Source organism: Ignavibacteriales bacterium (assembly GCA_015709675.1).
Taxonomy (GTDB): domain Bacteria; phylum Bacteroidota; class Ignavibacteria; order Ignavibacteriales; family Ignavibacteriaceae; genus H2-BAC3.
In genome coordinates this window covers 1,795,606-1,817,467 of the sequence record CP054182.1, presented here as the reverse complement: position 1 = coordinate 1,817,467, position 21,862 = coordinate 1,795,606, and the positions used below count along the sequence as shown (strand labels likewise).

The window sequence follows — 21,862 nt, the reverse complement described above, 5'->3', positions numbered from 1 at the left end:
AAGATTTTCATTGAACAGGAGATTGCCTCATGGAACCGTTCAAAATACAGGAACAAAATGAAAGCGGCCGACTTTCCGCCTCCGGCGTAGTAACAGAAATCAATAACCTGCTAGCCGCTGTTCCTTCACCTTTCCAGCTAAGCCAGATTGATATCGAAGCTATTACCAACCGCTGCAAACCTGATGTATCACAGAGCGCTATTTTTGAAAAACTGACTTCCGTTTACCGCCAGTACCTGGAATACTGCCTCGTTGATAAAAAACTGAGCCATGATGAAATTAAAAATCTGCAGCAGCTTAAAAAAGTATTCCTCCTTTCAGACAAAACCGTAAAAGCACTTACCTCCGAACTGGTCTCAAGTATATATATGGCCGAACTGCATACCGTGCTGGAGGATGGCGTTATCACCTCAGATGAGGCATCATTCCTTATGAAACTGCGGCGTGATCTGGTGCTGGACAGTGATACTGCCGAAAAGCTGTATGACACGGCAACACGGGATTTCCTGAACAAAAAAATTGAAGAAGCACTCGAAGATGAACGCCTTACCGATGAAGAGGAAGCTGAACTCACCCGTATAGCGGAAAGCCTCAATATTGATATATATCAGGACAAAAGAACCCGCGAGCTTCTTGAGCGCTACCGAATTTACTGGCTGATTGAAAACGGACAGCTACCTGTTGTTCTCGGGCAGATACCCTTCAATCCTGATGAAGAGTGCCATTACATGATTTCTGATGTGCTCTGGTATGAGGAAGAAAAGAAAGATGAAAGCGAAGCACTGAACCGGTTCACCATGAGAAGACGGCTGAACAAACTGCTGGAATCTACCGTACGGAAAACCGGACTGAGCGATGTCCGCATCGGCAATTTCATTCTGATAGAAAAAGGCACACTCTATTTTTCAAACAGCAAGATATACTTTCAGGGAGAGCATAACGGCATGTTCATTGAATACGAAAACATCTCCGGATTTGAAGTATATGAAAATGGCGTAAAAATCCTCATCAGCAGCGGCGCCAAACATCTCCTGCAGTTTAACGATAAGATTGATATTGTCTGTCTGCTGATAAACAGGCTGATGTATAGTTAATTATTATATATACAAGAAACCTTTGCACACATTTGAAGAGACGATGCATGCATCGTCTCTACGTATTTCACGTCTGTAGACAGTGTGTAACGGGCTAACGTAGATCAAAATCACCCCAACCCGATCCCGGAGGGGTTGCAGATTGGTAAACCTACCTCAATAATTTGAGATAATCAGAAAAATCTCAGAACTCTTTCACCACTCCCCGTATTTTGGCGCATATGGTTCTATTATCTGATCTGACAATTTCGAGCGCTTAAAATTGTTTTTAAGCAATGCCTCATAATACCGCTTTGTAACCGTAGCAATTTCGGTACCGGGATAACTGCGGATGGTGTTTTCAAAACTGAGTTTTGCTTCTTCAGTAAGAATTTCCGTGTCATAATCAAAAACAGGAGAGTTATCAATCCCTCCCAGATAAAAGTAGAGCAGTATTTTATATATTTCCTCCATTTGCTGAGCATAGATGGTCCCCCGATATTTCACACAGTATACTTCCCGTCCAACTATTTTGGCGGCAACTTCATCATGAGAAACCATAAAGGCAGCATCGTACATGAACTCTTCCGTTGCCAGTATAAAATATTCCCGGTACTCTTCCGACAAATACTCACCCCAAATATTGAGAAGATACTGATAGTTAAGTTCAATGAACCCCATCCCCTCCTCAAACTTTATCGAAAAAATCTTTAACAAATATTCCTTTAATTCATCCTCGTTACCGATAAGTTCATAAAAATCCAGACCACCCAGATCAAGACTGCCGGAGCTGATGAATTCGTCAAACAGTTTATCCGCTTCCCGGGGCTGGACTTTCATGATTCTCATCCCGGTTGCCGCAAACATTTCTTCAACAGGTTTAAGCGATTGAAGAAGATCCTTCACCGCCGGGGACTGAGGCAGACAAATGGGTGCGAACAGAACAAATGCAATAAAAAACAGAAAGCGGGGGAAGGGGTGTTTCATGAGGAAAATTGTCGGAAAAGTTATCAATTTTTGTAAACAGAAATATGTAAAAATGGCGATTTCCGTTAGAAAAATAGGGAAAAATCAGTTAATTGCTAGGATATGTTGCACCATCCTAAATGACTGTGTTAGGCTGGCTTCAGTTTATTTTATATAGAAATTGTCAAGGAATACTTTACATTTTTACAAAAAATTAAACTAATCAGTAACTTAAAAAAAAAAAGACCGGCACTTCGGGCCGGTCTTAATACATCTATTGAACTATCCACTCCCCAAGTTCATAATTCATAATTTACCATTCACAATTAAGCTAGTGCTTTTTCCTGCTGATAGAGTTTGGTGAATTCTTTTGCTTCACGGCTCTTCCAGGCGCCTTTGTGATATACATAGCCCACAATCAGCGGCATGGCAATGGTTGCCTCAGCAAATACCATCTGCTCGTAGGTAGTTGATACTTTGCCCCATGAGCTTGCTTCTTTAAGAGTGGAGCCGCTGAGTGCACCGTCACGCTCGTCCGCTACGGTTATCTGAACTGCGTATTTATGCATGGCAGCTTCTTCACCGAGAAGGTCGGCAGCTACGACGATATCCTGTGTGAAATTCTTCGGAACTCCGCCGCCGATCATGAAGATGCCGGTTTCTTTGCTTGCGAGTTTAATTTTTGTCAGTTCAAGGAAATCCTTTGCTGCATCAAGTGATACATGCTTATCCGGATTTTTTGTCTGGTGCAGAACGAATCCGAATCCGGCAGAGCAGTCAGAGAATGCAGGAACAAAAATCGGCACATTCTTTTTATACGCGGCATATATAACGGAATCATCAACCTTCGGCCCGCCGTTTTCATCCAGGTATTTTCCGAATTCCCACAGAAGTTCACGTGAGGAGTACGGACGAGGCTCGAGACTGTCAAAAATCTTTCCTGTGGTTTCGTCGCAGATTCTCAGTTCTTCTTCATCAATATAGGTATCGTAAATACGGTCAATCATCAGATCGCGCATTTCGTTGTCATCAACAAACTGTGTGCCCATATAGTGCTTGAATCCGAGTGCCTCGAAAAAGTCCTGGTCAACCATGATTGCACCGGTAGAAACAATAGCGTCAACCATGTTATTCTGGATCATGTCATAAACTACTTTTTTCAGACCGGCCGAAAACAGACTTCCCGCCAGGGTAAGGATTACTGCACTTTCCTTGTCATTAACCATCATCTCATAGATTTTGGCACCGCGGTAGAGATTCCTTGCCTGGAATGCCATTTTCTCCATCGAATCAACCAGCCCGGTCACATCATGCTTTTTAATATCAATATGTTCAATTACTTCTTTCAGGTAATCTGCTTTTGTTTTCATGCAGGTATCTCCTTAAATTAAATTACGCTAAATTTTTGACTCCGGAACCTTCCGGCAGGGGTATTGTATAAGAAATCAGGGGGATTCCGGTTCCAAATGTATTAAAAAAGAGAGACAGAGTAAAATTGACGATGGTATGTGTATTAATGCGTGAGAGTGACAGAGCATGAATCAGGTGACTGCCCCCCCGGCTGAAAAAAACCGGATTGGATTAAGCTACCTGCTTTCCTTAGGGTTCCATGGCCTGCTGGTACTGGTTTCAGCCCTGATGATGAACGTTATCTCAACTAATCCCCCGGCTGGCACCGCTTATGTAACCGTAAACCTCCCATATCAGGAGGAAACGTTTCAGGAACAAAACGCAAATCAGGAAACCATTCAGCAGGAGGAAACGGTAACAGGCGAGTCTGAAGAGCCTGCCGAAACCGGAGGCGAAAGCGGTCAGAATACCCAGACCAACTCCACCCCACAGAGTTCTTTTGCCTCTTCAATTGCCGGGGCTGATACCAATAGTCTTCAGCAGGTTTATACTGAATCCACTCTGAACGTGCGGATCCGCTTTCCAATGGGGTGGACCTATCAGGACAACAATGTAAAAAGCAAACTTGATGCTGTTACCTTTATCGGAGGAACGCACAATCCGGCTTATACTCCATACGTAATTCTTGAAGTAAAGAAAAAACATCTTTTCTACCCTTCCCGTTACAAATACAACATGGCTGTCCCAAACGGAAATTACACTGCGTATTTTGGAGATCCGAAAGAAATGGAAGGACAGGTTTCATTCGTCGTATATATGAGAACCGAGACGGATGAGGATTATTCCCTCACGCTCCGCATTAACGGCATGAAGAATTTTCTGGATTACAAACCAGTGTTCTTCTCAATGCTGAAGTCCTTTAAGTTCGGGCGGAGTCTTTTTTAGTTCCTGCCTTTCTGTTCCTAAAGATTTTATACACAAAAATGAAACCGGTTACTGCAAGAGAAACTCCTGCAAACCAGAGAACAAGCCACTCCGCCGGAACTGATTTATAAAAATAGGTGCCGGCATTCCCGATAATAATCCACTGTACTACATAAGCTACCGTCACATATTTACCTAACCAGCTAATCCACAGCAGAAGTCCGTTTTCTTTAAAAAAAGCTGCAATAAGGTGTATAAGCGGTATATATCCTGCGAAAAAGAGAAAGTTCCAAATGACAACATTCCACCGGTGATGGTACCACAGTTTGAGCTGGGCAATGTCGTTATATACGAGACCCGCGCCTGCCAGAAAAAGCAGCAGAAGAAGAAACGGCAGGAGTTTAATCATCAGAGGAGAAATCTGCAGCCGGGGTTCCGCAATCCGGAAAAGATATCCGGCAAAAGGATAAACTAGCCAAGGGAAGAGCGGAAAGTACGACCAGTAATCATTGCTGAAAATAAAGACCATAAAATAGCGGAAAACTTCAGATTCATACTGCACACCTCTCGGCAGAAGTTCATTTATCAGGACAACCAGCATCAGTACTGCCGCGCCGAGCCAGAGATTATCTTTTGCATAATGCCTGAACAAAGCAATAACCATGACACTGAGTCCCGCAAGCGGAAGAATGTCCGCACCAAGGATAAAGTGCCAGGGATTAAGAAACGATTCACCGGCTACAATCTTATAAAGCAATGAAGCATTCAAAGAAATGTTGAGTAAAATGCCGCTAAGAATAAGAGCCAATCCCCTTTTTATGCCAGTGGAGAGTGGTCTTTTTCTTCCCCCAAGAAAGTAGCCCATAACCGCCATAAAAAGCGGGGCTCCGCGGGGTCTGAGAACAAACAGAGTCTGAGTGACTGCCTGGCTTGTATAGAAAGATGACTCGGCAATCAGTTCGGAGAGGTGGACAGCAAACATCAAAACGACCGCAATTCCTTTTATCAGATCTGCGGTAAGATTTCTGCCTTCAAGGTCGGCTTTGAAAAGAAGTGTAAGAGATTTCATTATTGCAATCTACGGGGAAAAGTCCGGAAAAGACACGCTGCACCGGAACTGCCCCAGGTAAGGAAGGAAGAAAAACCCGCCTGGCCTGGGCATTTTAACCGGATGTACATACCTTGTAAAGACAATCCGGGCGATAAAAGGTTTAATTACATCATTCACCGTTGGCTGGAATTTTCTAAAATCTCATCCGGGATCGGTTTTCTCCTCGAGGAAATAAAATCCAGAAAAAAAGTTTGACATTTTCCCAAGTTTGCGGTAATTTAGTAATCTTTGATAAAAATAATTATGCTCATTAGGAGAAAACTGTGAAACAGGAAAAAATGACCAGGTTTATTAAACCGGAAGAGGCCGCTCAGCAGTGGTTTGTTGTTGATGCAAAAGATAAGGTATTAGGCCGTCTTGCCACCAAAGTTGCCCGTGTAATCCGCGGTAAGGAAAAAGCTGTTTTTACGCCGAATATGGATACCGGTGATTTTGTGGTTGTCATTAATGCCGAACAGATCGTTCTGACCGGTAAAAGAGCCACCCAGAAAGAGTATTTCCACTATTCTGGCTATCCGGGCGGATTAAAAAGAAAAACCGTCACCGAAGTTCGTGACAAAAACCCTGAAAGACTGATCCACATGGCAGTCCGCGGTATGCTCCCAAAGAACCGCCTGGGCGACAAACTTATTAAAAAGCTGAAGGTCTACAAAGGACCAGAGCACCCGCATGCAGCTCAGAAACCTGAGAATTTAAGTTTCTAACGGAAAAAGATTATGGTAGAAAAGATATTTATCGGAAGAAGAAAGACCTCAGTTGCCCGCCTCATTATGAAGCCGGGAACAGGCAAAATCACCGTTAACGGCAGAGAATTTGAGAAATACTTCACACAGGAAGTTCATCGCTCAGATATTCTTAATCCCCTCACCCTTACCGGTGAGACAGGGAAATATGACCTGCAGGCCAACATAACCGGCGGCGGTCTTACCGGACAGAGCCAGGCTATGCGTCTTGCTATTGCAAGAGCTTTAGTAGCTGAAATGCCTGAAGCACGCACTCAGATTAAGCCACACGGTATGCTTACCCGTGACCCCAGAATGGTTGAGCGTAAGAAATACGGACGTCCGAAAGCTCGAAAGAGATTCCAGTTCTCTAAGAGATAGTTTTTTAACTCACTTAAATCATCAATCATACTTTTTGATTTACCGCCTGTGCGGGCAGTGAATTTGGAAATCCCCCGGTAAAACGGGGGTTTCTCATCTTCCGGAAAGCCGCTCCAAGGTAAAGTTGAGAAAAGTAGAAGAATAACAGGAAACAATACTATGCCAAAACTCGATTTACTTCAGTTGGTTGAAGCCGGAGCACATTTCGGTCATCTTACACGCCGCTGGAACCCCAAAATGAAGCCCTATATCTTCATGGAGAAGAACGGGATTCACATCATTGACCTCAAGAAAACCCAGGTACTCGTTGACGAAGTTGCTCAGGCAATTTCCGATTTCGTTGCTCAGGGCAACAGGATTCTTTTCGTAGGAACCAAGAAACAGGCCAAAAACATCCTCGAAACCGAAGCACGCCGCTGCGAAATGAACTGGGTCACCGAAAGATGGCTCGGAGGTATGCTTACCAACTTTGCTACCATTAAGAAAAGCATTAAACGCCTTCAGGGTATCGAAAAACAGGAGTCAGACGGCACCTTTGAAATGAGAACCAAGAAAGAGCGTCTCTTCCTTTCCCGTGAAAAAGCTAAGCTCAGAAACGTATTCGAAGGTATGGAAACCATGCCTCGCCTTCCAAATGCTCTCTTTGTTGTTGATATCAAGAAAGAAGCTATTGCGGTTCAGGAAGCTAAGAAACTCAACATCCCGGTTTTCGCGATTGTTGATACCAACTGTGATCCGGATACCGTTGACTACGTTATCCCTGCAAACGATGATGCAGTAAAAACCATCGAACTGATTACCAAGGTGATTGCCGACGCTATTATTGAAGGCAACATGAAATCTAAAGAGGTAAAAGCCGAAGCAGCCGCTGAAACAGAGAGAGTTGCTAAAGAAGGCAGACCTCCCCGTAAAGAACAGAAAAAGGATACTGAAAAAGCATGAATATAACTGCAAGCATGGTTAATGACCTGCGCAATAAAACCGGCGCGGGCATGATGGATTGTAAAAAAGCCCTGATGGAATCAGGCGGTGACGAAGAAAAAGCAATTGATATACTCCGTAAAAAAGGCGCTGCAGTCGCTCTTAAGAGAGCTGACAAAACCGCCAACGAAGGTATTGTAATAGCAAAAGTTTCCGCTGACAGCACAGCAGCCGTGATGGTTGAAGTGAACTGCGAAACCGACTTCGTTGCAAAATCTGAAGACTTCAAAAAGTTTGCTGAATATGTGGTTGAAAAAGCATTCGCAGTTAAAGCTGCATCTCCGGAAGACCTTATGGCTAAAGTTCCGGAACTTGAAGGCGAACTTTCAGCAGTTGCAGGCAAAGTTGGAGAGAGAACCATCATCTCCCGCCTGAAATATGTTGAAAACAAAACCGGATGCGTTATTGATTATATACACTATGGCTCACGCCTCGGTGTTTTAATCAGCTATGACAATGTAGCCGCCGGTAAAGTTGCCGCTTTCACCACACTCGGACGCAACATTGCTATTCAGGTTGCCGCAATGACTCCTTCCGTGGTTTACCGCGAAGAAGTTGATCCGAAAGTGATCGCTCATGAAATGGAAATTTATAAGGATATGGCCCGTCAGGAAAAGAAACCTGAAAACCTGCTCGAGAAGATCGCACAGGGCCGCCTGAATAAATATTTCCAGGAAGTTTGTCTCTACGAACAGTCCTACTTCTCAGAGAATTCGAAGCAGATTAAAGACCTGCTTGATGAGTTCAATAAAGCAGAAGTTACCGCTGTTAAGATTAACTCCTTTGTGAGATATAACCTCAGCGATCCGAAAGAATAATTTCACTATATAAGGTCTTAGATTCCTCTAAGACCTTTTTTTTTATCAGAAGACAGGGTAAAAACATGAGCTCTTTAAAATACAAACGGATATTACTCAAACTCAGCGGTGAATCCCTCATGGGTTCCAAAGGATTCGGCATTGACGCGAATGTACTGGAGTTTTTTGCTGATGAAGTAAAAAAAGTACACAGCGTTGGCGTGCAGCTTGGCATTGTTATCGGCGGCGGCAATATCTTCCGCGGACTGAGTGCAACCGATCAGGGCATTGAAAGAGTTACCGGTGATCAGATGGGTATGCTTGCAACCATGATTAACTCACTCGCGCTCCAGAATGCCATAGAACGGAAGGGTGTATATACCCGCCTGATGAGCGCCATTGATATGCAGGAAATTGCAGAGCCGTATATCCGCCGCAGGGCAATCCGCCACCTTGAGAAAAACAGAGTGGTCATCTTCGGAGCCGGAACCGGGCACCCGTATTTCAGTACCGATACCGCTGCATCACTGCGCGCGGTTGAAATTGAAGCTGATATTATAATTAAAGGAACCAGAGTTGACGGCATCTTCGACTCAGATCCTGAAAAAAATGCCTCTGCAGTTAAGTATGACGAAATAACCTATCTGGATATTCTGCAGAAAAACCTGAAAGTAATGGATCTGACAGCAGTTTCCCTCTGCCAGGAAAATAAGCTCCCCATGGTAGTCTTTAATATGGATAAACCAGGCAATCTTCTGGCATTGGTTACCGGCGAAAAAGTCGGAACTGTTGTTCAGGACTGATGCGGGTCTTATTTTTGTACTATTCATTTTGAGGAAATAATGGAACAAATTATCAAAGACGCAAAGAGCAAGATGGACAAATCCCTTGAAGCTCTTCGCAGTGAATTAGCCAAAATCAGAACCGGCAAAGCAACCACTGCCCTGCTGGATACCATTAAAGTGGACTATTACGGTACCATTTCACCCCTTAAACAGGCGGCGAATGTAACCGTTCTGGATGCTCATACTCTCGCTGTAACCCCGTGGGACAAATCCATGGTCCAAGCCATAGACAAAGCAATCCGTGAAGCAAATCTTGGATTTAACCCCATGAGTGACGGCACCAATATCAAAATTCCCGTTCCCCCGCTCACCCAGGAAAGAAGAAAAGAACTGGTTAAACTGGTTAAAAAGTTTGGTGAAGAAAGCAAAATTGCCGTCCGTAATATCAGACGCGATGCTAACGAACATCTGAAGAAGAAACAAAAAGATGAAAAACTTCCTGAAGATGATCTGAAACATGCCGAACAGCGCATTCAGAAAATGACCGATGATCACACCAAACAGGTTGATGAAGTTCTGGCGCACAAAGAAAAAGAAGTGATGGAAGTTTAGTTCAATTATGAATTGTGAAGTATGAATTATTAATTGATAGAGTAATTCAGCTTTTAAATTTTATCAAACCCCGCTGTAAATGGCGGGGTTTTTGTTTTTAAACCAGTATACAAACTCTGCGATTACGTTGTTCACTTTGCGTTAGATCTCCTCTTTGCGGTCTTTGATTGGGACAATGGGGACACTTGGGACAGCGGGCTATTGATTTGATACTTCGGCTTTATTGAGTGATTCTACTTTACGTCTAAGTGTTTAATATGCGAGCAGAATCATCCTCATTCAATAGTTTTCAGCTAATATATATTCCCGCATATTACTAATTGCTCACTACTAATTCCTAATTAAAATAAAAAACCCTCCCTGATATTTCTACCAGAGAGGGTCTTTTAAGATCAGTTATGTGCTGATGCTTATTTCAGCATCTGCATTTTAATGGTCTTTGTGAAGTTACCGAACTGAAGTTCAGCAACATAGTTACCGCTGGCAACCTTGGCACCGGCGTTTGAAGTACCATCCCAGTTCATTTCATACGAACCCTTTGCAAGGAATTCATTATTAATGAGGGTCTTTACTTCGTTTCCGAGCATATCATAAATCTTCAGTGAGATCTGTTTGTCAACCGGCAGAGAGAATCTCAGCATGGTTGATGGGTTGAACGGATTCGGGAAGTTCTGAGCCAGAACATAGTCATCAGGAGAAATGAAATCAAGTTCTTTCAGTTCGAGACCGGTGCTGGTTGCTTCGAAGTGAATGAGATTGATTTTTCTTTCATTGTTGACCTTTGTTGTGGTAGTCAGGTCATAAGTTGAAGTGCCTGCATTCCAGACATAGTTTCTGATGGTTGTTGAATCATAGATACTCTGGTAAGCAGCAGCAATTTCAAGAGCACCGTCGCCGTCTGAATCAAATGCTTTGGTGAATTTTGAAATGAAAGGGCTTTCAGTAAATACGGTGTCAACAATGGTTCCGACTGAATCATAGATATCAACGAATGCCCAGATTCTTGGTTTCTGTCCGTCATAATAAACAGTGTTGGTATAGTTTGCCGGATCAAGAAGGCTGCCTGAACCGTTGTATTCAACTGCAACAATGTTATATTCATTGGTACCGCCGAGCAGAATTTCGGTTTTACCGTTTCCGTTAAAGTCACCTGAGCCGATACCCCAGAAGGAACCTGCTGTGGCTCCGCCTGCTGTCCAGCCATTAGGTGAAATTACACCGAACTTTGAAGGGTCGAATATATAGAGACCGGTATCCTGAGCTGAGAAGTTAAGAAGACCAAGTCCGTAGGTAAGTGAGTCACCGCCGTAAAGAACAGCGCCAATTTCATCACTGCCATCACCATCAACGTCAGCTACGGTAAAGCCCATATAACCAACGTGGTCGCCTAAGGTTCCGCGTGTAACTTCTGAATAGAAACCAACAACACCGGTATCAGGATAGCTGTAAGAATCAGTTCCTCTTGGCTTGATGCCCCAGAAGCCCATGAAGTTCCAGTGCATATTAACAATAATAGGTTTGTCATTACCTGCTACATCAGCAAGCTGTGATTCCCAGTGAGACACACTGAATACTTTGCTATTCGCGGTGACAACTGCAGGATCTCCGCCTTCAAGCTGCCAGCTTGCGAATCCGGGGAATGAACCGAATACACCGAGGATATATACACCATGGTCACGGTTGGACATGATAAGTTCATCAAGACCGTCACCGTCAAAATCAGCAACAGTACCAACTTCGCGGTTTGTTCTGAAGTTGCCAACACCCTGCGCGGCAAAATAATTTGCAGGAAGGATGAATGCAGGTTCTGTGCCGTAATTGTTATCGCCTAAACCCTGATATTCATAAACATGAATTTCAAAGTCAGCTGTACCGCTTGTGAGCGGGAAAATAATTTCTTTGTTGCCGTCGCCGTCAAGATCACCGGTTCTCACCCAGCGGGGTGTAGATCCTGAGCTGATGCCTGATCTTCTTGCTGATGACCATACCAGTTCCAGAGTGTTTGAAGCACTCAGTTCCCAGACATGGACGCGTCCGCCATTGGTATAGTCAGTACCAATAAACTCTATTTTTGAGTCACCATCCAGGTCACCTGCATAGTGAACGGTTCTTGCACCTTTATCAGTGCTGTATGGCCTTAAGGAGTCAGGCAATCCGGTGCCGACGCCGAAAAGGTTGCCGGTTGCATTAACATTCAGCTGCGCTTCAGCAGTGAAAAAGAATGCCAGTACAAAGGCAACGGATAAGTATAGTTTTTTCACACGGTCCTCCGTTGATTAGTGTTAGAGATTTATTGCACTTGTGCAAGATATCGGTCAATATCCCGAACAAATGCAGATTTGCTATAATCTTTCTTTACAAGTTTAAAGAGTTTTTTTGCTTCCTCGGTATCGCCTGCTTCAAGATAATTGATACCGGCATAAAGGAGATATTTTGGCTTAAACACCATATCATCGGAAACATTGGAAGCTTTCATATAATACCCTGCAGCTTCTGCCGGATTGTTCTCAGCTTCATAACATGCTGCCAGACCGGCCAGAGCTGTTGCCTGGAGAAGTTCATTGGAGCCGGAGTATGCATCATACTGCTCTTTAGCTTCGGGATATTTACCAAGTGCATAATAGCTGTTTGCCAGATATATCCGTGCTGTTTCGCCATTCTCAGTTCCTGCGTAAGTATCAACCAGTGATTTGAGTCCTTTTACATTTTCGGTAGGGCGGCCGTCAATGGCTTCAATATAGGAGCCGCTATCGTAAATTGCCATTACCTTTGCAAGATCAAGGCTCGCTTTTTCGTTATCAAGCCCTCTGTAGTATCCGACCAGAAAATACGCTGCCACGGCAACCACCACGATGAGTGATGCCATCACAACTTCTTTTCTTGATTTTTCAAACCAGTCGGCCATTTCGTAATAACGGGCGGTCATTGAACTTGGTTTGATTTCTTTTTTCTGCGCGAAATCTTTCTTTTTCCTCAGCATTGTATCCTGTCTAAATTAAATTATTTTATAAAACTCTTATGTGATTTGAAAAAATCCAGCCGCGATTTCCTCGTAGAACTTCAGCACGGTATGCGCCTGGCAGGGTAATAACTTCATTCAGCTCTCCTTCTTCACTGCTCGAGAAGAGCTCACCGTTCCGGATTATTCTGACACTGCTTTTTTGCGAACCGGGGACGGAAATTTTAATCTCCGCTTCTTTAACAAGCCGGAACTCATCTCCCATATAATAAACAGTGCCGCCCGATACTATCGCGAATCTGAACCCTGTTGCATCCCCCAAATAGTGATTTGCGAAAAAAGTTCTGCCGTTTTTTAACGCATTCAGAAGGGCATCTCTGAAAAGAGGAAACTGCTCTTTTACGCTAAAATCGAATTTTTCACCCAGTAAAATATGGGTTCTGATGGACTTGAACAATACTTTATAGGGAAAAACTTCCACCTCCATAAGCCCCAGAAGATTCACTTTATGGGCGTGAGCGTCAATGCCGCCTATGCCTACCACCCGCCTTTTCTGGCTGAGCCGGTCCCAGGTTTCAAGCGTTTCCTGAGGGGGCATTTTGATGGTTTTAAGGGGGTGCACAAAGGAGTGATACTTGTTTTCTTCCGTCAGATTTTCCATCCATTCAGACATATGGTTCCAGATTTCCATTCCGGTGAAATCTTCGGTATCCCATTCAGTCCAGGGATATGGGGGATATTCCTTCTGGGCGTTTCTCTTTTCATGGGGATGTGCCAGGAAGCCGATTCCGCCTGATTCTTTGATCATTCTGACATAATCTTTTGCGGGTACTCGTGTGGAAATAGTCTTATCAACCCCGAATGCAAGGTAGTGATTCCGGTTTTCCTTATCGTTTATTTCATATCCCACAATAAGGGCAGTATCACCGTAAAACCCCTCAAATCCTTCATCTTTGGCTCTGAGAGTGTTATGATCGGTGAGCATTATGAAGTCAAGATTCAGTTCTTGAGCAAAACGGACAATCTCCGGCACTTCCCCTGATCCGTCTGAGTAAACGGAGTGCATATGGATTGAACCGGTGTATTCATACATATTCATGCTGTTGCAAACTTAATCAAAATCCGTCTTAGAGCCAATGTAATAATCCGGCAAAGTGACCTCGAACAACCCCCGATTACAGGTGGGAGCTAAAATCTGCGGGTCAGATCCAGATAGATTCTGCCTGAGGTAAGGGATTTACTTACGGTTTCTTCAATGCTCAGGGTGAGGAACGTTTTTTCCATAAACATCCAGTTCAGGTCAGAATGAATCATATTCTGCCGTAATTTCAGCCTGCCTGAGCCATAGGAGTAGGAATACATCCTTACCCCGGCTGACCAGGAAATATCCTGACCAACCTCATCCCTGTAGAGCAGGGAGTGATTATCGGAAACTGAGTATGATGCCTCGCTCCGGGCGAAAGAGTAAACCATACTGCCCCTTACAAATGGAAGTTTTGATAATCCTCCGTAAACGGAAAAGTTAACCGAGGTCTTGCCATCCCCCTGCCTGAAACGGAAGCCGGCTGTAGCATTCATAGTGAGATACGGAAGCGGACGGTAATTCAGCTGAATCCGTGTTCCTTCCCGGAGAGGATTGGAAAAACTGCTGTCAATCAGATTTCTGAAAGTAAAGTAATACACCGGATTTCGCCGTGCGTCATAAGAAACTCCTGCCTGAAGTTCTTTTGTAATCCGCATCCGCGCCTGTATATAAAGTGTTGTGAGTTCGGGAGTACCGCCTGACTGCCCTGGAACTTGTCTGTAAAAATCTGCTTCTGCAGAGGCAAAGAATGACAGCCATCGGAAGAACTGACTATAATGTAGCAGCGAAACGAACTGCCTGTCGGTGTTAAAACTGTTCGTCTGATGAATGAAAGAAATGGTATTCTCCATAGTCCCCTTGCCTATGGTATCGCTGCGGCTGACAAATACGCCTCCCTGAAACAGTTTAAAGTCAAAACCATACTGCATGGCTGAAGGTCTTGCTCCTGCAAAGGCACCATAACGCAGTGCATCACTACCGCTTTCAAACTGCACACCGTCTATTGCACCGAGAGAAGGATACCACTTACTGATTTTTCTTCCGGCGGTAAATCTGCCATATTCTTCCGACTCATAGGATGCATAGAGATCATAGGGTATCAGCCGGTTCAGCGGAGCATTGCTGATGCGCTGCCATTCTTTTACACTGTAGGCATAGTTAAGATGGGTGCCAAGCGTAAGACCTTGTATATACGCATCCTGAGAGGTGAGCGAGAGTGTGTATCTCCATCGCTGCTGGTCATCAGCGGTTCCTGTGTTTACAAGCGTTGTTGATGACTGAACGGCTGCTCTCCCCTTAAGAACGGAGCGTGTGATTTTTACATCCTGCACCGGCGGTTTTGTTTTAATCACACCTGCCTCCTGCTCGGTTTTAACTGTCGTATCCGGCTCAGCAGTTGTGGTATCAGCAACAACATCAACAAGTACCTTCGCAAAGAGAAGATCCCCCGCTGTTATCCGGCTCCCTGATAAGGAAGGCCCCGCCACGGAGCGGGTTGAAATAAACTGTACGATAACTGCAGGAGTATATATACTGCCGTTGCGGCTGAAGAGTGTATCTCCCGCCGAAATACCTTCTGTATTGCTGAATTCCGTATAAATGTTCTGTGAAGTTACATAGGTAACCTTGCCCTGGCGCCATTCAGGAGTCTGCGCAAAAGAAGTTTGCAGCAGAAACGGGACAATACATAATAAAAAAAGGAATTTGTTCAGCGGAATAACTTTCCTCATCAGTGCACCTTTTTCGTTTCCGGGAGCCGCAGAAGATCTTCACCGTCAGGATGGCAGCTCAGGCATGCTGCGCTATTATACTGATAATTGTTCACACCCTCATGTTCATCATCCATATCCGCCTGATTATGCTCATGGCAGCTGATGCAGGTGAAGATGGCAAAGTTACTTCCGTTCTGATGGCACTGCGAACATTGTGTCCACTCGTTGCGGTGCTTGCCGCTATATATCGGGAAATATTGCGTATCGTGGTTAAACGTGGAAGGCTCCCAGGCAGTCTGAGAATGGCATGTTTCACACTCATGAGGGAAACCGGCGCTGGTATGATTCGGATTCTGCGCGCTGGTGAAATCACTCTGATGACAGCCGTAGCAGGTGTTAGGTGTCTGAGCATAATTTCCGTTGTGACAGTCCGAGCAGTTATTTCTGATTTGCGCATGCCTGCCCAGAAGCTGAAAATAATTGTCATGATCAGGGAACTGCGCGGGTGACCAGCCGGCGTTTGTTGTATGACAGGTCTGGCAGTCTGATGAGAGCGCAAGCACCTCATGATCAGGATTTGAGGAAGCGCTGAAATCCGTCTGATGGCATGATATACATTGGCCTGAAGCGGCAGTTAAAGAACCAGTGTGACAGTCTGAACACTGCCTTCCGATGTGTGCGCCGGTAAGCGCAAACTGTGTTGATGCATGGCTGAAAGAAGATGGAATCCAGGCATTCGCATCATGGCAGGTCTCACATGAAGATGGTATACCCGCGCTCTGATGATCAGGATTCAGTGCTCCGGTATAGTCGGTGTTATGACATGAGTTGCAGTCCGTGGGGGTTGCCGCGTAACCTGATGCATGACACTGATTACAGGTAATAACCGTATGAGTGCCCGTGAGGGGGAAATTAGAAACCGCATGATTAAAAGCTCCGTCAGATTTCCCGTCCGGATGGCAGGCAAAACACTCGCTGCTTATATATACATAACCGCTCACTCCCTGATGCTCACTGTCCATCTCCTGCCGGTTGTGTTCATGACACCCGATACAGCTGAATACTGCGTAATTTGATGAATTCGTGTGGCAGTCCGAACAATTATTCCACTCCCCGTTATGCTCACCGGAGTATATGGGAAAATATTCAGCATCATGGTCAAATGAAGCGGGGGTCCATGCAACGGTACTATGGCAGGTTTCACACTGCTGAGGGAAATTAGCTGCAATATGATTGGGGTCTGAAGCCGCGTTAAAATCCGCCAGATGACAGGAGTTGCATTCCGATACCGCGTTTGTATATCCTGCCGCATGACAGGAATTGCAATCCTCAGAGGTATGAGCGCCTGTTAAGGTAAAACCGGTTACCGCATGGTCATAGAGTGATGGCTTCCAGAGGGAAGTTGTATGACAGTCAGAGCACTCAGCAGTAAGCCCCGCTGCCTGATGATCAGGGTTAAATACGTTCTGAAGTTTAGTCTGATGGCACTGCTGGCATGATGTGCTCACCGGCTGTGTGTATCCGGCCGTGTGGCACCCTGAGCAGTCTGCGGTCGAATGAGCGCCTGTCAGAGGGAATAGTGATATAGCATGATTAAATGCTCCGTCAGATTCACCATCCGGATGGCAGCTCAGGCATGCATCGCTGGAATAGATATATCCCTGAATTCCCTGATGCTCCTGATCCATGTCAGAGCGGTTATGTTCATGACAGGTAGTGCAGCTAAAGACGGTATAGTTGGACGGCTGAGTATGGCAGTCAGAGCAGCTTGCCCATTCGTTGCGGTGCTTGCCGCTATATATAGGGAAATAGAGTCCGTCATGATCAAACTCAGCCGGCTGCCAGCCGTTTGTGGTGTGGCACTGCGTGCAGTCAATCGGGAAACCTGCAGCAACGTGATTCGGATTTGATGTATTCAGGTAATCATCATTATGACAGCTGTTGCAGTCAGCCGGCGTATTTGCGTAGCCGGAAGTGTGGCAGCTGCTGCAGTTTACGGATATATGCCTGCCCGTTAACGGGAAATCCGTCTGATTGTGGTCAAACGCGGCGGGCTGCCAGCCGTATATATTGTGGCAGCTTTTACAGTCTGTGCTGAAACCCGACGAAGTGTGATTCGGGTTTACCGTAGCTGTATAATCATCAAGGTGGCAGGATTTGCAGTCCGCGCTCAGCCCTGTAAATTGTCCGCCGTTATGGCAGGAAAAACAGCTTGGCAGATTATGGCCTCCGAGCAGCGGGAAGAAGTCATGCGTAAAACTTCCCCCTTTCCATGAACGGTCAGCAACGGAGTGGCATTCGGTGCAGTCGGTTGAAAATCCTGATGATGCGTGATTGGGATTATTCGCGGAAAGATAATCCTGCTTATGACAGGTGAAGCACTCTGCCTGCATCACTTCAAAATGAAGGTTTACATAGCCGGTGTGGCACTGCCCGCAGTCAGCATCCTGATGAGCGCCGAGCAGTGGAAAACGGGTTTTCTCATGCAGGCTTTTCACATCGGTAACCAGCCAGGTTTGCGGTGTATGGCACTGCATGCAGTCATTGCCAACTGTATTGCTGTGAACATCTTTATGACAGGTAAAGCAGTCCGTTGCGGCTGCTTCAAAAACCAGAGTAGTGTGGCACTGTCTGCAGTCAGCGGCAGTGTGCTGTCCTGATAGAGGAAAGGAAGTGCTTCCATGATCAAACTTCATGGGATTAAGAAGTTTATTCCACGAAGCCGAAGTGTGGCAGTCAGCACAGTCTGCCTTCAGCCCCGCACCGTGGGGTGACTGGGCAGCAGTTGCCGTAATCAAAAGAAGCAGTAAAGCAATTATTTGTGACAGGCCGCGCACTTGAAATCCTGAAGTTTATATTGTATATACGAGACATCCCCGTCCGTTATCGTTTTATGGCACTCACTGCATGGCACCTTTGCATGAGCCCCTTCAAGCGAGAAGCGGGTGGTGTTATGGTTGAACAGAGCCGGTTTCCAGTAGTCAAACCCATGGCAGTTTTCACATGAAGCAGGACCCCTGCCGGCAAACTGACCGCGATGTATATCCTGATGGCACTGCGTGCAGTCTCCGTTAAGTGATGCAAATCTGTGCTTGTTTACGGTATCTTTACTGCTGTGGCAGTCCATGCATCGGGCTTTACTATGTTTTCCTTTAAGCAGAAATCCTGTTGAGGAATGATCAAACGAGACCAATTGCCAGTGATGTGTTGAATGGCAGTTCTGACAGGAAGCAGATCCTCCGTATTGCGGACTGATTTCATTGCCGTGAACATTCTCATGGCAGCCCCAGCAATCCTTTCCAAGGGGCTTAAAGACCCACTGCTCTTCCTTCTTATGACAGCTGAAACAGGGAACCGATAAATGGGCGCCGGTAAGCGTGAATGTTTCTGCATGCTGCTCAAGAGTAAAAAGAGAGGGTGTATATCCGTTAACGGAGTGGCAGGCAGCACAATCCTTTAGCTTGCCGTCAATGGTAAACTGTCCGTTGTGAGCATCTTTATGGCAGCTGGTGCAGTAGGCAAACTCCGGTTTGGAGGATATACCGCCGCTGTGACAATCGTTGCAGGAAACTGCCTGATGTTTGCCAAGTAGAGGAAATCTTGTTTTATTGTGGTCAAAGCTGCCCGTTTTTACCTGGCGGAAATCAGCTGTAGTGTGGCATTTCTGGCAGTCAGCGCCGAACCTTCCCTGATGGGGATCTGAATGACACGGAGAGCAGTTTGTAAACGCAAGCCCCTTGAATTTCTGGAAAGGTTTTCCGTTTCTGGTTTCCGTCTTATGACAGTGGCTGCATTCAACGGAAAGATGCTTTCCGGTGAGCTTAAATGACGACTCATTGTGGTCGAAGAGTTCAGCAGGTTTAAATGCAGTGGTGGTATGACATTGCTGGCACTCTTTGCCAAGCGTTCCCTGATGTGCATCCGTATGACATGAAACGCAGTTCCGACTGAGCCCCAGAAAGGTTTTCTTCCGGTTTTTTAGTTTGGAATCAGATATATACTCCCTTTTATGACAGTCACTGCATTCTGCTTTGCTGTGTGTCCCGGTTAGTTTGAACCCGGTGAGATCATGGTTAAATTTCTTTTCATCAAAGCGCACTATCTGAAACTCCCTGCCATGATGCTCACTGTGGCAGTTCCAGCAGTTTTTACCTTTTACTTCAGAGGAGGCATGATAACCCCTGCCTGCGTTAATGAGAGATTTCACCTCGGTATGGCAGTCCAGACATTTGGAATTATACACCTGTTCACCAAGAACGTGGCATTTGGTGCAGTTGCTTATTCCTTCGAGACCCGCGTGAGCCTTTGTGAGTTCACCAGGTGAAATCTGAGCGTCAATTCTGCCCGTCAGTAAAAAAGCAGACAGAAGAAAAATAAAAAATGTAACGAAACCTGTGCTAATGTTTCTGTCCGGAAACGTAATGGTTAATGAGTGTTTTCTAAAGAAGTGCTAAAATAGGAAGAAAAGGGACACAATTAGTGCTTTAAAATTGCCTCACCGAATTTTTTTGTGATCTGCACACCAATTTTCTCTAAGAAAGCAGTCGGAAGTTCACCGCCGATAAATACATAGACCAGGTCATTTTTGATCTGTTCGGCCGTGCCAGTTCCGTTATCTTTAAGGGTGGCTGCATCCTTTGTGATTTCTGTTACTGATGAATTCATCAGAAGTTTAACTGCGCCCGTCTCAGAAGCTTTTTTAATTTTTTCAGCGTTTTGAGGTTTCAGCCGGCTGAATGATTCTGAGCGGTAGGAAAGCGAAACGCGGTTTCCTTCGTCTGCCAGAAGAAGAGCAGATTCAATAGCTGAGTCCCCTCCGCCAACCACCAGAATATCCTGATCATGTATCAGTTCCGGTTCAAGCAGACGGTAATAGACCTTTTCGAGCTCCTCACCCGGAACACCCATCTTGCGGGGTGTTCCCCTTCTGCCGATGGCTAAGAGCACAGCCGAAGAACGGTACTGCTGTTTATTGGTACGGACATGAAAAATATCATCAATCTTTTTTATTTCTTCAACTTTTTCCTGCTCATGAATGTTAATGCTGAATTTGCTGATGAGTTCTTTCCAGAGAGATATCAGTTCGGTTTTAGAAGTTTCTGTGAACTTTACTTTACCGAGAAGCGGAAGTTCCATTGGAGAGGTCATGACAAGTTTTGCACGGGGGAAACTTGATACCGTACCCCCGATGGTATCCTGCTCAAGCGTCAGATACCGGAGCCCGTGTTTTACCGCATTAAGGGAAGCACCAATGCCGGCAGGCCCTGCCCCAACGATGATAACATCTGCATCAGTGTGATGGTCTTTTTTTAGTTTCTTCGCGAGATAATCTATCGCCTGCTTCCCCTGTTCGATGGCATTTTTAATCAGCCCCATGCCTCCGAGTTCGCCCGCAATATATAGCATCGGTATATTCGTCTCGAATTCCTGGCTTACATGCGGAAGTTCAACTCCCCTTTTTTCGGTGCCAATCAGCAGTGAGATTGCCTGCACCGGACAAGCATGAAAACAAGCGCCATGTCCCACGCATCTGCTTGCATTAACGGTAACCGCTTTCCCTCTGGAAAACCCCAGTATATCCTTCTCCGGACAGGCATCAATGCATGCACTGGTTCCGATGCAGGTATCATGATCCACATACGGGTGAAGAGATACCGGTTCGTATAGTCCTGTTTCTTTTGCCTTGAGGATTTTTGAGGCGGTTTCCCTGTTTACGCTTCTGAGCCGGCGTATATAGAAAAAGAGTACTCCCCCTATCAGCAGCAGGGCAAACAGATAGGCCCCAAGCTCCTCAAGGAAAACTTCCATCAGATTTTACCGAGATTCTCCGCAGCCAGTTTTGCCGCTTCAGTACCGGGAAATTTCTCAATAATCATCTGCCATTGTTTCTTGCCCCCTTCTTTATCTCCTTTTGCCACCATCAGCGCGCCGAGGTTATACATTGCTCTGAAATTATTCTTGTCATAAGAGAGTATCCGCTGCGTTACCTTTTCGGCCTCTGCGTAATTCTGCTTATCATAATAATACTGTGTCAGCTCGAATAATATATCCGTTCTTTTGGGATTCTTTTCAAGAATCGCATTATAGAGAGCGAATGCTTCTTCAACCTTGTGCCCCGCGTAATAAAGTTCTGCCAGCTCCCTCATGCTCAGAGTATCGGCAGGATTTGCCTCAATCTTCGCCTTCAGTTCTTTAACCATATTGAGGTAGTTTTCATTAACATTTGCTTTTGAGGGTGCATCTCCCGAGGGAGGAAGCGCGCTGTGTATATCATCCTGGGGCATACCGGATTGTGTTACCGGAGTATTCTTTTCTTCTCCGGTAAGCTGAGTGTAGAGAACAACGCCCGCGCCGAGCACAAGCATCAGCAGCGGATAGAGATAAGCTGTTTTGAACTTCATGGTG

At 45.4% G+C, this 21,862-nt stretch carries 19 protein-coding genes; 8 read left to right on the top strand and 11 right to left on the bottom strand.

Annotation, left to right across the window (positions count from 1 at the left end):
- Positions 1-29: 29 nt before the first annotated feature.
- Entirely contained in the window at positions 30-1,094 is a 1,065-nt protein-coding gene (locus tag HRU80_06750) for a hypothetical protein (GenBank protein ID QOJ28590.1), read from the top strand.
- A 195-nt stretch (positions 1,095-1,289) separates the two neighbouring features.
- Here HRU80_06750 and HRU80_06745 read toward each other — a convergent pair whose 3' ends face one another.
- Positions 1,290-1,979 (bottom strand): hypothetical protein, encoded by a 690-nt coding sequence (locus tag HRU80_06745; protein QOJ28589.1) that lies wholly within the window; start codon positions 1,977-1,979, stop codon positions 1,290-1,292.
- 386 nt (positions 1,980-2,365) lie between these two features.
- Positions 2,366-3,409 carry a deoxyhypusine synthase gene (locus HRU80_06740; GenBank protein QOJ28588.1) on the bottom strand — a complete coding sequence of 348 codons (1,044 nt, stop codon included), beginning with the start codon at positions 3,407-3,409 and terminating at the stop codon, positions 2,366-2,368.
- Positions 3,410-3,575: 166 nt separating this feature from the next.
- Here HRU80_06740 and HRU80_06735 point away from each other — a divergent pair, with 166 nt between their 5' ends.
- Entirely contained in the window at positions 3,576-4,334 is a 759-nt protein-coding gene (locus HRU80_06735; GenBank protein ID QOJ28587.1) for a hypothetical protein, read from the top strand.
- On the opposite strand, the gene HRU80_06730 is transcribed toward HRU80_06735, so the two are convergent.
- A complete protein-coding gene (locus tag HRU80_06730) occupies positions 4,309-5,382 on the bottom strand; it encodes a DUF1624 domain-containing protein (GenBank protein ID QOJ28586.1) in 1,074 nt (357 codons plus the stop codon). The two genes, HRU80_06735 and HRU80_06730, sit on opposite strands and share 26 nt — an antisense overlap.
- Before the next feature lie 320 nt (positions 5,383-5,702).
- On the opposite strand from HRU80_06730, the gene rplM reads away from it, so the two are divergent.
- The 6 genes from rplM (at position 5,703) to frr (ending at position 9,702) form a co-directional block, all read left to right on the top strand.
- Positions 5,703-6,128: a 50S ribosomal protein L13 gene (gene rplM, locus HRU80_06725; protein ID QOJ28585.1), complete on the top strand. Its 426-nt coding sequence runs from the start codon at positions 5,703-5,705 to the stop codon at positions 6,126-6,128.
- A gap of 12 nt (positions 6,129-6,140) precedes the next feature.
- Positions 6,141-6,527 (top strand): 30S ribosomal protein S9, encoded by a 387-nt coding sequence (gene rpsI / locus HRU80_06720; GenBank protein QOJ28584.1) that lies wholly within the window; start codon positions 6,141-6,143, stop codon positions 6,525-6,527.
- A gap of 159 nt (positions 6,528-6,686) precedes the next feature.
- Positions 6,687-7,469 (top strand): 30S ribosomal protein S2, encoded by a 783-nt coding sequence (gene rpsB, locus HRU80_06715; GenBank protein ID QOJ28583.1) that lies wholly within the window; start codon positions 6,687-6,689, stop codon positions 7,467-7,469.
- The gene (gene tsf, locus HRU80_06710) at positions 7,466-8,326 is read left to right on the top strand and encodes a translation elongation factor Ts (protein QOJ28582.1); all 861 of its coding nucleotides are present in this window, start codon (positions 7,466-7,468) and stop codon (positions 8,324-8,326) included. The genes rpsB and tsf overlap by 4 nt, the downstream gene beginning before the upstream one ends.
- Before the next feature lie 65 nt (positions 8,327-8,391).
- Entirely contained in the window at positions 8,392-9,108 is a 717-nt protein-coding gene (locus HRU80_06705; protein ID QOJ28581.1) for a UMP kinase, read from the top strand.
- 36 nt (positions 9,109-9,144) lie between these two features.
- On the top strand, positions 9,145-9,702 hold the full coding sequence (gene frr / locus HRU80_06700; protein ID QOJ30479.1) for a ribosome recycling factor: 558 nt from the start codon (positions 9,145-9,147) through the stop codon (positions 9,700-9,702).
- A gap of 410 nt (positions 9,703-10,112) precedes the next feature.
- On the opposite strand, the gene HRU80_06695 is transcribed toward frr, so the two are convergent.
- From HRU80_06695 to HRU80_06660, 8 genes are all read right to left on the bottom strand, one after another.
- Entirely contained in the window at positions 10,113-11,963 is a 1,851-nt protein-coding gene (locus HRU80_06695; protein QOJ28580.1) for a VCBS repeat-containing protein, read from the bottom strand.
- A gap of 29 nt (positions 11,964-11,992) precedes the next feature.
- Positions 11,993-12,682, bottom strand: a complete 690-nt coding sequence (locus HRU80_06690; protein QOJ28579.1) for a tetratricopeptide repeat protein — start codon at positions 12,680-12,682, stop codon at positions 11,993-11,995.
- Between the two features lie 25 nt (positions 12,683-12,707).
- The gene (locus HRU80_06685; GenBank protein QOJ28578.1) at positions 12,708-13,754 is read right to left on the bottom strand and encodes a CehA/McbA family metallohydrolase; all 1,047 of its coding nucleotides are present in this window, start codon (positions 13,752-13,754) and stop codon (positions 12,708-12,710) included.
- A gap of 95 nt (positions 13,755-13,849) precedes the next feature.
- Positions 13,850-15,475: a hypothetical protein gene (locus HRU80_06680; protein QOJ28577.1), complete on the bottom strand. Its 1,626-nt coding sequence runs from the start codon at positions 15,473-15,475 to the stop codon at positions 13,850-13,852.
- Positions 15,475-18,294 (bottom strand): hypothetical protein, encoded by a 2,820-nt coding sequence (locus HRU80_06675; protein ID QOJ28576.1) that lies wholly within the window; start codon positions 18,292-18,294, stop codon positions 15,475-15,477. The genes HRU80_06680 and HRU80_06675 overlap by 1 nt, the downstream gene beginning before the upstream one ends.
- Positions 18,273-19,796: a cytochrome C gene (locus HRU80_06670; protein ID QOJ30478.1), complete on the bottom strand. Its 1,524-nt coding sequence runs from the start codon at positions 19,794-19,796 to the stop codon at positions 18,273-18,275. The genes HRU80_06675 and HRU80_06670 overlap by 22 nt, the downstream gene beginning before the upstream one ends.
- 137 nt (positions 19,797-19,933) lie before the next feature.
- Complete coding sequence (locus HRU80_06665; GenBank protein ID QOJ28575.1) at positions 19,934-21,265, bottom strand: NAD(P)-binding domain-containing protein; 1,332 nt, start codon at positions 21,263-21,265, stop codon at positions 19,934-19,936.
- Positions 21,265-21,858, bottom strand: a complete 594-nt coding sequence (locus tag HRU80_06660; GenBank protein QOJ28574.1) for a tetratricopeptide repeat protein — start codon at positions 21,856-21,858, stop codon at positions 21,265-21,267. Before HRU80_06660 ends, HRU80_06665 begins: the two co-directional genes overlap by 1 nt.
- Positions 21,859-21,862: the final 4 nt, after the last annotated feature.

Bases quoted from the DNA above. Each gene is read 5' to 3' on its own strand.
- HRU80_06690 (QOJ28579.1), bottom strand. From the start codon at position 12,682: ATGCTGAGGAAAAAGAAAGATTTCGCGCAGAAAAAAGAAATCAAACCA.
- rpsI (QOJ28584.1), top strand. From the start codon at position 6,141: ATGGTAGAAAAGATATTTATCGGAAGAAGAAAGACCTCAGTTGCCCGC.
- tsf (QOJ28582.1), top strand. From the start codon at position 7,466: ATGAATATAACTGCAAGCATGGTTAATGACCTGCGCAATAAAACCGGC.
- HRU80_06680 (QOJ28577.1), bottom strand. From the start codon at position 15,475: ATGAGGAAAGTTATTCCGCTGAACAAATTCCTTTTTTTATTATGTATT.
- HRU80_06665 (QOJ28575.1), bottom strand. From the start codon at position 21,265: ATGGAAGTTTTCCTTGAGGAGCTTGGGGCCTATCTGTTTGCCCTGCTG.
- HRU80_06730 (QOJ28586.1), bottom strand. From the start codon at position 5,382: ATGAAATCTCTTACACTTCTTTTCAAAGCCGACCTTGAAGGCAGAAAT.
- rpsB (QOJ28583.1), top strand. From the start codon at position 6,687: ATGCCAAAACTCGATTTACTTCAGTTGGTTGAAGCCGGAGCACATTTC.
- HRU80_06660 (QOJ28574.1), bottom strand. From the start codon at position 21,858: ATGAAGTTCAAAACAGCTTATCTCTATCCGCTGCTGATGCTTGTGCTC.
- HRU80_06685 (QOJ28578.1), bottom strand. From the start codon at position 13,754: ATGTATGAATACACCGGTTCAATCCATATGCACTCCGTTTACTCAGAC.
- HRU80_06750 (QOJ28590.1), top strand. From the start codon at position 30: ATGGAACCGTTCAAAATACAGGAACAAAATGAAAGCGGCCGACTTTCC.
- rplM (QOJ28585.1), top strand. From the start codon at position 5,703: ATGACCAGGTTTATTAAACCGGAAGAGGCCGCTCAGCAGTGGTTTGTT.
- HRU80_06705 (QOJ28581.1), top strand. From the start codon at position 8,392: ATGAGCTCTTTAAAATACAAACGGATATTACTCAAACTCAGCGGTGAA.
- HRU80_06735 (QOJ28587.1), top strand. From the start codon at position 3,576: ATGAATCAGGTGACTGCCCCCCCGGCTGAAAAAAACCGGATTGGATTA.
- HRU80_06740 (QOJ28588.1), bottom strand. From the start codon at position 3,409: ATGAAAACAAAAGCAGATTACCTGAAAGAAGTAATTGAACATATTGAT.